Genomic DNA, 7,746 nt, shown 5'->3' on the forward strand with positions numbered 1-7,746 from the left:
AATTCAGCGCCAGCTGACGCGCCGCCGCAAGTCCGGTGAAACCGGCACCCACCACGACCCAGCGGGCCGAGCGGATGCCTGAGTGGGACGCACGGGCCACCCTGGGCTGGCTAAGGTGAAACCAGCCGCAAGTAGAATCATCCGCCGGTGTGTATTTGATCTTTGCCATTGTCGAGACCCGGGTTTTTTATAGTGCTATAAGCTGCCCGTCTGCATCGACCAAATCACTTCATGTGAAGTGCTATGCAAGTAGAACCGGCGGCCTGTCAAAAATTAATGGCGACTTCCAACCCTTCCGGTGCGGCGTATTCGGACATCCGGCGACGCGACAGTTCAAGGTGCGCCCGCACGATATCGCCCGCCAGGGCCGGGTCATGGCTTTCAATTGCGGCGATCATTTCGTCATGCTGCTGGGTCGCCAACTTCAGGTCTTCCTGCATATCGACGGTCGTTGGGTGGCGATAAAAGATCTTTCCCAGTCGCGCATGGTCGATCAACAAACGCTGCAGGCTCGGCATCAAATAAGCGTTATGCGCCATCTTGCCGATCTGCAAATGGAATTCATCGTTGTACAGCACGCGTTTCTCGACATCTTTTTCCTCGATGGCTTCGCGGAAACATTCCTGGATGCGCTTGAGCTCGGCAATCTCCGAGGGCCTTGCATGCGTGGCGGCCAGTTGGGTTGTCGCGATGTAGATCAAGGGTGCCGCCAGGAAAAAGCTGCGCAGCGATTGATAGTTCATCGACGATACCCGGGCGGCGCGATTCGCCTCGAGGTCGATATAGCCTTCAGCAGCCATCTGGCGCATCAGCTCGCGCACCGGTGGACGGGAAAGTCCGAATTCGTCACACAAGGCCAGCTCGTCGACGACGGCACCGGGCGCCAGCTCCATGCTCAGGATACGGCGCCGCAGCGTCTCTCCCAGCACGGCCTTACGGTCAACAGGCAGTTCGGAGGAAGCTTGGGTTTCGAGATCTTTCGTTGCCATGATGGAAACCTTACGGGTAAGTGAGCGTTGTCTACTACCTGTATTATCACTATAAAACAGCATTATTCTTTGTGTCTACAATTAATATACTAACCTTGCGCGCCGGCTATTTCACCAGCCTGACTTCCTTGGAGGGCCGATAGCCAAAATACGAGCTGTAACACTTGCTGAAGTGACTGGGCGAAACGAAGCCACAGGCGACCAGCACCTCGACCTGAGACAACTCCGTGTGCTGGAGCAGCCGGCGTGCCTCGGTAATGCGCAATTCCATGTAATAACGCTGAGGCGTGGTGCCCAATTGTTCCCTGAACAAACGCTCGAGTTGTCGGCGCGATCGCCCGGCGTAAACCGCCAGTTGCTCCAGCTCCAGGGGCTCTTCCAGGTTGGCGTCCATCAGCTTCACCACCTCACGCAACGGCGCACTCACGCAGATGTTTTCCGAAGGTTTTATCCGCCGGTAGCGAGACTCCTCAAACGCGAGGATGTCCTCGATGCCCTCCACCAGCGCTTTGTCATGCAGGCCCTTGATCCAGTCCAGCGCCATGTGGAAGGCACCTGACGGGCTGGACGCGGTGAGCCGGTCCCGATCGATCACGTAGGGCTCGCTGCTGACCTGGGTCGCCTTGCAGAACTCCGCCAGCGCCGGGCGATGTTCGGGGTGCACGGCGCAGCGATAACCCTCGAGCAACCCCGCGCGCCCCAGGAACCAGGCGCCATTCCACAAGCCGGCCAGGCTCACGCCCAGTTCGGCAGCTTTTGCGAGCAGAGCGGTCAGCTCCTCCGACGCCTTCAGTTCCGTGCGGTAGCCACCGCAAATGACCAGCAAATCGAGGTCCTTGATCGCTGCGCAATCGATCTGGCTATCTGGCCGGATGACCAGGCCCAGGTCGCTGACCACCTCGCCGTCGCTCATGCCGAACGTGCGGGAGGTGAACAGCTGGGGGCGCAGAAGATTGGCCGTGACCAGCGTATCCAGCACTTGCGTGAATGCCGGGAGCGAAAAGTGCTCGAGCAGCAGGAAGCCTGCTCGCACCGTTCGCGCCATGGCGTTGGGGTTGTCATTGAGATAGCGAAGATTTTTCCCCTTCATGCCTCCGCTAAATTGGCGTCGTTCGATCACGGGTCGATCTACTCTGTTACGTTCGAGAACACATCAAGCCAGCTGAAAGCCATGGCGCAGGGGATCGCGGTCGTCGACAAAAATGGTGTTGTGCCCGGTGATCTGCGCCCAGCCACCGATGCTTGGGCGGATACCCTCGTAGGTTCCGACCTTGACCGCCGCTTCGACCTTCCCTTCGAAGATGGTCCCGATCAGGCTTTCGTTGCGGTACGTCTCCCCCACCTTCAACCGCCCCTTGCCGAACAACTGCGCCATTCGCGCAGAAGTACCGGTGCCACCGGGAGACCGGTCAATGGCCTTGTCGCCGTAGAACACGGCGCCGCGACCATCGGCCGCCAGCGTGTGCCCCTCGTCGCACCAGATAACATGGTGAACGCCGCTGATCCTGCTGTTCTCGGGATGCACCGGGTCACTGACTTCAGCCAGGGCCGCGCGCAGTTTCTGGCTCAGGCCAACGATGTCGGCGCTGGTCAAGCCTTGCAGGCCGGCCCAGTTTTCCTGCGGCTCGACCACGGCGTAGAAATTGCCGCCGTAGGCGATGTCCACGACCAGCTCACCAACACCGGGCACCTCTACCACCACATCGGCGCTGTGCAGGTAACTGGCCACGTTGAACAGGCGAATCGAGTCAACGTATTCGCCGTTCATGGTGTAGGCCACGTCGACTCGCCCGGCAGGCGTCTCGATGGCCAGCGTGCCAGGTTCGCGCGGTGTGACCAGGCCTTCCTCGATCACCACCGTGGACATGCCGATGGTGCCGGCGCCACACATGGGCAGGCAGCCACTGACTTCGATGAACAATGCGCCAAAATCGCAATCATCACGCGTGGAGGGATAGATGATCGCCCCCGACATCACGTCATGGCCCCGGGGCTCGAACATCAACGCGGTGCGAATCCAGTCATGATCACGCACGAAGATGTCGCGGCGTTCAGCCATCGAAACGGAGGGCAACAGCGGCCCGCCGCCCGTCACTATCCGCACCGGGTTCCCGCACGCATGGGAGTCCACACAAAAAAAGCTACGTCTCATTCTGAAAATCCCTAAACCAGTTTGCGTGGGGAATGACGCTGCAACGCGCCGCGCGACAGTCGATCCAGCAGCAGTGCCACCGCGACAATCGCCAGGCCCGCACGAAGACCCAAGCCCATTTCCATCCGGGTGAGGCCGCGGGTCACTTCGGCGCCAAGGCCGCCAGCACCCACCAGGCCCGCCAAAACCACCATCGCCAAAGACAGCAGGATGCATTGGTTGAGCCCCACCAGCAGCGTCGGTGCGGCGGTCGGCAACTCGATCTTGAACAGGATCGCCCTGGGCGAAGCACCGATGGCCTGCCCCAGCTCAAGGAACTCTTTGGGCAGTTGCTTGAAGGCCAGGGTCGTCAGCCTGAGCATCGGCGGGATGCCGTAGACGATGGTGGCGATGATTGCCGGTACGCGCCCCAGGCTGAACAGCATCACCGCGGGAATCAGGTAAACCCAAGGCGGAACGGTCTGCATGATGTTGAGGATCGGCAGGAATGCGTCATCCACCTTCTTTACTCGCGCGGCAAGCACACCGAGCGGAAACGCGATGGCGACGGAGATCAGCACGGCGACCGAGACCAGCGCGATGGTTTGCATCGACGCCACCCAAAGCCCGGAGAACAAGCAAAATGCCAACATCAAGGCAGAAAACACCGCGACTTTCTTGTTGGCGAAAAAGAACGCCAGCAACGCCACACCGCCGATCATGGCGTAGGGATGCGGCGCCAGCAGCGCACCTTCGACGCCGCCGAGTACGGCTTCGATGACCTGGCTGATGACCTTGAACAAGCCATGCAGATTAGCGTTCAGCCAATCGACCGCAGGCGCGAGGAATTCACCAGGAGAGAAATGGATTTCTGCAGTACTCATTGGGAGTCTCCCATCCGGGACCGCGCAGCGCTCTGCGCCAATCGATCGAGGATCATGGTCAGGATCACGATGGCAATGGCCGCGTTGATCGACTTGGCGATATCCAGTGTGCGAACGGCGCCGTAGATCGATTCACCCAGGCCGCCTGAACCGACGATGCCGGCGATCACCACCATGCCGAAGGCCATCATCAGGCTTTGGTTCACCCCTGCCATGATGCTGGGCATGGCGAACGGCAAGCGGATCTTGAAGAACATCTGCCACCCGGTGACGCCGCTGGCCTCCCCTAGCTCGATGAACTCCTTGGGCGTCATTCGAATCCCCAGGGAGGTCAGGCGCATGGCGGGTGGCACGGCAACGATAAAGGTCGCCAACAGTGCGGTAGCCGTGCCATAGCCCAGCAGCGCAATGGCCGGAAGCAGGTAGATGTAGGGCGGCATGGTTTGCACCAGATCCAGGAACGGATCCACCACTCGATCAAAGGACGGAGCGAGCCCGGCCAACACACCCAGTGGTATAGCGACCACCAATGCGAGCACGGTGGCGGTCAGCACCAAGGCAAGGGTACTGACGGTTTCCGGCCACAGGCCAATGACGTCACAGAACAACAACGCCAAGCCGGTAAGAATCGCGAACCGCACACCCACAGCGCGCCAGCCGATCAGGGCCATGACGATCGCGATGACGTAATACGGTGGATAGGCAATGCACCATTGCACGCCTTCAAAAATTCCCTTCAGCGCCGTATTGGCCGTGTCGAACACAAACTCGCCGTTGTCCATCAGCCATTCAAGGCTCGAGTCGATGACCGCGTCGAATTGATTGGAAAAGTCAGGGATGCTCATGTCGAGGCCTCCAGAACCGTGCCGGCAGGCGCTGGCGCGAATTCGTTCGGAATACCTTGAACGCCGCGCAGCAGGTCACGTGGCGTGATGATGCCGACTATCGCGCCGTTATCCACCACGGCAAGGGCATCGCGCTCGGACTTCATCGTCAATCCGATGAGCTCGTTGATGTCGGCGTCGGGTGTGGTTTTCGGGAGTCGGGCGATGTCACAGCCCGGGTTGGCCACTTTGAAGGGCTCGACCGGTGTCATGACCGAATGCGCCCGCACCAGATGCAACCTGGAAATGCCCGCCACAAACTCTGCGACGTAGTCGTCAGCCGGATTGAGCACGATCTCCTCGGCCGTACCGACTTGAATGATCGCGCCGTCCTTCATGATCGCGATGCGGTCGCCGATACGAATCGCTTCGTCCAGGTCGTGGGTGATGAACACCGCCGACTTGCCCAGCTCCTTGGTCAGCTGGCGGAATTCATCCTGCAGCTGTCGACGAATCAGCGGGTCAAGCGCACTGAACGGCTCGTCCATCAGGATCACTTCAGGGTCCGCCGTGATCGCCCGTGCAAGGCCTACACGTTGTTGCATACCGCCTGACAACTCAGTGGGGTATCGCGACATCCAGTCACTCAGGCCAACCTTGGCCAGGGCCTGTTCGGCCACCTTGTAACGCTCGGCCTTGCCGACGCCCTGCACCTCCAGGCCAAACGCGGTGTTTTCCAGGACCGTGCGGTTAGGCAGCAGTGCCACGCTTTGAAAGACCATGCCGATATGACGCGCCCTAACCTCTCGCAGCTGCGCCGCATTCAAGGAAGAGAGTTCTTTGCCCTTGACCACGATCTTGCCGGCACTGGGGGTGATGAGCTTGTTCAAAAGCCTGATGAGGGTAGATTTGCCACTGCCGGACAAGCCCATGATGCAGAAGATTTCTCCTCGGCGAACCTGGAGACTGACGTCGGAGACGCCGACCACGCAACCGTAGTTTTGCAGGATCTGAGTCTTGGTCAGCCCCTGCTGAACGACGGCATTCATCGCTGCAGGTGCGGCTTTACCGAAGATTTTCCAGACTGACTGGCAATCTATCAGCACTTCGTTGGTGTCAATTTTGGCCGTTGTCATTTTTATAACCCGTGAACCAGTTTTCTGGTTTCTCTATTGAATCAAAGGGCGGCAGTGGCGAAGAAAAGAGACGCTGTTTATTTCTTGATGTTTTCCCAACGCTTCAACAGCTCAGCGTTTTTAACTGTCCAGTCTTGAATGGCCTGATCCATGGTCTTGCCATCCTTCACTTCGCTGTTGATCGCCGTGATATCGCCCAAGGGCACATAGACGCTTGCAATCACTTCGCGCGCTTTCGGGTACTCTGCCGAGAAGCCTTTATGACCAATCCAGTAGTAACCCTGTGCTGGAGGGAAAATGGCTTTTGGATCCTTGAGGAACTTCAGGTCAAACTTTTGCACCATCCACGACGGTTCCCAAATCGTTACAACAACCGGCTCTTTACGATCGACTGCCGATTTCAAGGCGGCGGTCATCGCAGCGGTACTGCCTTCCAGCAGTTTGAGCTTCAGGCCGTAGCCGCTGACGGCGTTGGTCGCATCGCTCATCAGGCCAGACCCGGGCTCGATGCCGACGATCTTGCCGCCCAGCTTGTCGGCGTTGTCGTTCAGCTGGTCGATCGAGTCGATATCAACATACTTGGGAACGGCAAAACCCTGGTAAAGCCCGAAGGACACCGGGGACAGTTTTTCCAGGCGGTTCTTGTTCTTGTTCCAGTAGTCGTGCGCCGCATAGTCGGTCTGGGAAGTGAGGATCTGAATGTCGCCTTTGCTCAGTGCAGCGTAAGCAATGCCCCACTCGGAAAACTCAATGACTTTCACCGTGTAACCAGAATCCTCAAGTACTTTTTTGGTGATTCCGGTAATAGGCGTCAAGTCTTCCCAGGATAATGTACCCATGGTGATGGTTTTTTCTTCTGCATGAACAGACAAACACATCATGCCCGCTACAGCGACTGCGCAGATTGCCTTCCAAATCTTCTTCATGGCCTTCCTCGATCTACGATTGGAACTTGTTATATTAACTTCCAGAAACAGAAGTCCGCGGTGTACAACAGTAAGTCCACCTTCTATTACAGGTAATTCCTGTCATTCCCCGACTGATTGAAACTTATTGCTTTTGGCTATTTCGACTTCACTTTTATTGAGCCTGGGCGTGAGTTTGGCCGGGATCAATATAATTAAAGACTAGATAGGCGGGTCTGCGCTCATTGCAGGAAAAGTTGGCTTTTGCGTGCTTTCGCGAGAAAGCTGAAAATGCCTGATCACCAGGGCGGCTGCCGGGGGTCTTTTCAGTACCCGGTTCCAGGGTGAGGAAACGACGCTTCAGGTCGTTTTGAGTGTTCTGGTTGTTCTTCACTACGCTCTCCCAAGGTCGCCTTTACAGCGCCTCCGGCTTGGTGTGGAGTCCAGATTCGCACGCGTTGGGCGCACCGTCAACGCTTAGTATTCTCTATGTATACAGATAGAATACTGTTGATATTCACATAGAATTATTTAATATTCTTTTTAAAACAATGACTTATGGTTTTTCTGTCAATTTTTGTGGTCGCTAACAGGAATGTTTGTTGTCGTGAACTGAACGCTTTTTTCGTGCTGATTCGGGGTGCTCGCGGGTTCAGGCAGTCCGGGGGCGTCATGCTTGGGGTCTTGTGCGACATGCCAGGGGGTGTAGATCCGTTGCTGCGGTAACGGCCACTTAGGGTTCCGCTTTTACAGCGGGTCACTTTGAAAAACGGAACGCCGCCCGGCGCAAAGTAACCAAACGCTCTTGCCCCACCACTCGGTGCCTCGCTAGGGCTCGGCATGCCGTAACGAAGGCATTGCTCCGTGGGTCGCCGCG

The 7,746-nt window shown here is 57.7% G+C and carries 8 protein-coding genes and 1 pseudogene; all 9 read right to left on the minus strand.

Annotation, left to right across the window (positions count from 1 at the left end):
- A pseudogene (locus PMI35_RS35530) lies at window positions 1-169 on the minus strand (FAD-dependent oxidoreductase); the annotation flags it as partial.
- 97 nt (window positions 170-266) lie between these two features.
- Window positions 267-989: a GntR family transcriptional regulator gene (locus tag PMI35_RS05715; protein WP_008064461.1), complete on the minus strand. Its 723-nt coding sequence runs from the start codon at window positions 987-989 to the stop codon at window positions 267-269.
- 106 nt (window positions 990-1,095) lie between these two features.
- Window positions 1,096-2,079: a GlxA family transcriptional regulator gene (locus tag PMI35_RS05710; RefSeq protein WP_032832016.1), complete on the minus strand. Its 984-nt coding sequence runs from the start codon at window positions 2,077-2,079 to the stop codon at window positions 1,096-1,098.
- A 63-nt stretch (window positions 2,080-2,142) separates the two neighbouring features.
- Window positions 2,143-3,141, minus strand: coding sequence for a 4-hydroxyproline epimerase (locus PMI35_RS05705; protein WP_008064465.1), 999 nt, complete (start codon window positions 3,139-3,141; stop codon window positions 2,143-2,145).
- An 11-nt stretch (window positions 3,142-3,152) separates the two neighbouring features.
- On the minus strand, window positions 3,153-4,004 hold the full coding sequence (locus tag PMI35_RS05700) for an ABC transporter permease (protein ID WP_008064467.1): 852 nt from the start codon (window positions 4,002-4,004) through the stop codon (window positions 3,153-3,155).
- Complete coding sequence (locus PMI35_RS05695; protein WP_008064469.1) at window positions 4,001-4,849, minus strand: ABC transporter permease; 849 nt, start codon at window positions 4,847-4,849, stop codon at window positions 4,001-4,003. Before PMI35_RS05695 ends, PMI35_RS05700 begins: the two co-directional genes overlap by 4 nt.
- Window positions 4,846-5,964 carry a quaternary amine ABC transporter ATP-binding protein gene (locus tag PMI35_RS05690; protein WP_008064471.1) on the minus strand — a complete coding sequence of 373 codons (1,119 nt, stop codon included), beginning with the start codon at window positions 5,962-5,964 and terminating at the stop codon, window positions 4,846-4,848. Before PMI35_RS05690 ends, PMI35_RS05695 begins: the two co-directional genes overlap by 4 nt.
- 77 nt (window positions 5,965-6,041) lie before the next feature.
- Window positions 6,042-6,890, minus strand: a complete 849-nt coding sequence (locus tag PMI35_RS05685) for a glycine betaine ABC transporter substrate-binding protein (protein ID WP_008064472.1) — start codon at window positions 6,888-6,890, stop codon at window positions 6,042-6,044.
- A gap of 154 nt (window positions 6,891-7,044) precedes the next feature.
- Window positions 7,045-7,263: a hypothetical protein gene (locus PMI35_RS34765; RefSeq protein ID WP_157295801.1), complete on the minus strand. Its 219-nt coding sequence runs from the start codon at window positions 7,261-7,263 to the stop codon at window positions 7,045-7,047.
- Between the last annotated feature and the right edge of the window lie 483 nt (window positions 7,264-7,746).

This window comes from Pseudomonas sp. GM78 (genome assembly GCF_000282475.1).
In the GTDB taxonomy this organism is placed as follows: Bacteria; Pseudomonadota; Gammaproteobacteria; order Pseudomonadales; family Pseudomonadaceae; genus Aquipseudomonas.

Excerpts from the sequence above, each read along its gene's own strand:
- PMI35_RS05715 (WP_008064461.1), bottom strand. The coding sequence starts at position 989 with ATGGCAACGAAAGATCTCGAAACCCAAGCTTCCTCCGAACTGCCTGTT.
- PMI35_RS05710 (WP_032832016.1), bottom strand. The coding sequence starts at position 2,079 with ATGAAGGGGAAAAATCTTCGCTATCTCAATGACAACCCCAACGCCATG.
- PMI35_RS05705 (WP_008064465.1), bottom strand. The coding sequence starts at position 3,141 with ATGAGACGTAGCTTTTTTTGTGTGGACTCCCATGCGTGCGGGAACCCG.
- PMI35_RS05700 (WP_008064467.1), bottom strand. The coding sequence starts at position 4,004 with ATGAGTACTGCAGAAATCCATTTCTCTCCTGGTGAATTCCTCGCGCCT.
- PMI35_RS05695 (WP_008064469.1), bottom strand. The coding sequence starts at position 4,849 with ATGAGCATCCCTGACTTTTCCAATCAATTCGACGCGGTCATCGACTCG.
- PMI35_RS05690 (WP_008064471.1), bottom strand. The coding sequence starts at position 5,964 with ATGACAACGGCCAAAATTGACACCAACGAAGTGCTGATAGATTGCCAG.
- PMI35_RS05685 (WP_008064472.1), bottom strand. The coding sequence starts at position 6,890 with ATGAAGAAGATTTGGAAGGCAATCTGCGCAGTCGCTGTAGCGGGCATG.